A 2,767-nucleotide genomic window follows, 5' to 3' on the forward strand; every position below is an offset into this window, starting at 1 on the left:
GGCGGCGCCGGCGGGGCGGGCAAAGCCGGCGTGAACGGCGGAGCCTCGCCCGGCGGTACCGGTGGTGGCGGCGGGCTCGGCGGCGGTGGCGGGACCGGAGGCAACGGCGGCCTCGGTGCCGGGGCAGCCGGCAGCGGTGGCGTTGCGGGTGCCGGCGGCAACGGCGGGGCCGGCGGAGCCGGCGGTACCGGCGGCGCCAACTTCGGCGGCGGTCAGGGCGGCAATGGCGGCGGGGGCGGAACCGGCGGCTTCGGCGGCTTCAGCACCGACGGAGTGATCGCCAACGGCGGCGTCGGCGGCAACGGCGGCCAGGGCGGAGCCGGCGGCACCGGCGGAGTCGGCACCACCGGGCTCGCCGGATCCGGCGGTATGGGTGGTTCCGGCGGCAACGCCGGCGCGGGCGGGTTCGGCGGCATCGTCGGCGCCGACGGCACGGGCGGACAGGGCGGCGCCGGCGGCACGGGCGGCACCGGTGCCAACGCGACTGTCGCAGGTCAGACCGGATCTGCCGGCGGTCAGGGCGGCCAGGGCGGCGCCGGCGGATCCGCGGGCGTGGGCGGGGTCAACGGCAACGGCGGAGCCGGCGGCGCCGGCGGCAACGGCGGCAACGGCAAGGCCGGCGCGACCGGCCTGATCGGCGGAGGTGGCGGCCAAGGCGGCAGCGGCGGCGGCGGCGGTGACGCGGGCACCGGCGTGGGCGCGGCCGCCACCGGCGGCGTCGCCGGCGACGGCGGCCAGGGTGGGCAAGGCGGCCAGGGCGGCACCGGCGCGGTCAACGCGAACGGCGGGCAGGGCGGCCAGGGCGGCCAAGGCGGCGCCGGCGGCGTCGGCGGCCTCAACACCGACCAACTCAGCAGCGCCGCCAGCGGCAACGGCGGCAACGGCGGCCTGGGCGGCCAGGGCGGCCAGGGCGGCGCCGGCACGGTCAGCAAGGCCGGTGACGGCGGCACGGGTGGGGCCGGCGGGCAGGCCGGCGACGGCGGCACGGCCAACGCCGGCGGCGTGGCCGGCAAGGCAGGCGTCGGCGGCAATGGCGGGGCCGGTGGGGCCGGCGGCAACGGCAGCGCCAACTCCAGCCCCGGCAGCTCGGGATTCAGCGGCGGGGACGGTGGCCAGGGCGGCGCCGGCGGATCCGCGGGGGTCGGCGGCGTCAACGGCAGCGGCGGCGCCGGCGGCGCCGGCGGCAACGGCGGCAACGGCAAGGCCGGGGCGACCGGCCTGATCGGCGGAGGTGGCGGCCAAGGCGGCGTCGGGGGCAACGGCGGCAACGCCGGCACCGGCGTGGGTGCGGCCGCCAGCGGCGGGGGGGCCGGCAACGGCGGCCAGGGTGGCCAGGGCGGCCAGGGCGGCGCCGGCGCAGCCAACGCCAACGGCGGGGAGGGCGGCCAAGGCGGCCAAGGCGGCGCCGGCGGCGTCGGCGGCCTCAACAGCGACCAACTCAGCAGCGCAGCCAGCGGCACCGGCGGCAACGGCGGCCTGGGCGGCCAAGGCGGCCAGGGCGGCGCCGGCACGGTCAGCAAAGCCGGTGACGGCGGTGCGGGTGGCGCCGGCGGTCAGGCCGGCGACGGCGGTGCGGCCAACACCGGCGGCTTTGCCGGCAATGCCGGCAACGGCGGCCAGGGTGGCCAAGGCGGCCAAGGCGGCAACGGCAGCGCCAGCAACACCCCGGGCAGCTTCGGCTTCACCGGTGGCCAGGGCGGCCACGGCGGGGCCGGCGGGTCCGCGGGAGTGGGCGGCGTCAACGGCAGCGGCGGGGCCGGCGGGGCCGGCGGCACCGGCGGCAATGGCAAGACCGGCGCGACCGGCCTGATCGGTGGCAGTGGCGGCATCGGCGGCGCCGGCGGCGACGGCGGCAACGCCGGCACCGGCGTGGGTGCGGCCGCCAGCGGCGGGGCGGCCGGCAACGGCGGCCAGGGTGGCCAGGGCGGCCAGGGCGGCGCCGGCGCGGCCAACACGATCGGCGGCCAGGGCGGCGACGGCGGCACCGGTGGCGCCGGCGGCGTCGGCGGCCTCAACAGCGACCAACTCACCAGCGCGGCCAGCGGCAACGGCGGTAGCGGTGGCACGGGCGGCCAAGGCGGCCAGGGCGGCGCCGGCACCGTCGGAGTCGCCGGCGACGGCGGCGCCGGCGGCAGCGGCGGCCAGGCCGGCGACGGCGGCGCGGCCAACACCGGCGGCGTCGCCGGCCACGCCGGCAACGGCGGCCAGGGCGGCCAAGGCGGCAACGGCGGCACCGGCAGCGCCAACTCAGCCCCCGGCAGCTCCGGATTCGCCGGCGGGAATGGCGGCCAGGGCGGGACCGGCGGCAGCGCCGGCGTCGGCGGCGTCAACGGCAGCGGCGGGGCCGGCGGCGCGGGCGGCAACGGCGGCAACGGCAAGGCCGGCGCGACCGGATTCGCCGGCGGGAATGGCGGCCAAGGCGGCGTCGGCGGCAACGGCGGCAACGCCGGCACCGGCGTGGGCGCCAGCGCCAGCGGCGGGGAAGCCGGCAACGGTGGCCAGGGCGGCCAGGGCGGCCAAGGCGGCAACGGCGCGGCCAACACCATCGGCACGAAGGGTGGCGACGGCGGCGGCGGAGGTGCCGGCGGCGTCGGCGGCCTCAACAGCGACCAACTCAGCAGCGCCGCCAGCGGCGACGGCGGCAGTGGTGGACAAGGCGGCCAGGGCGGCCAGGGCGGCGCCGGCACCGTCGGAATCGCCGGCGACGGCGGGGCCGGCGGCAGCGGCGGCCAGGCCGGCGACGGCGGCGCGGCCAACACCGGCGGCG

General features: G+C 81.6%; 1 pseudogene. It reads left to right on the forward strand.

Annotated elements, in window-relative coordinates:
* Positions 1 to 2,767: pseudogene (locus tag AWC27_RS30225) on the forward strand (PE family protein); the annotation flags it as partial.

This window comes from Mycobacterium szulgai, from assembly GCF_002116635.1.
GTDB lineage: Bacteria > Actinomycetota > Actinomycetes > Mycobacteriales > Mycobacteriaceae > Mycobacterium > Mycobacterium szulgai.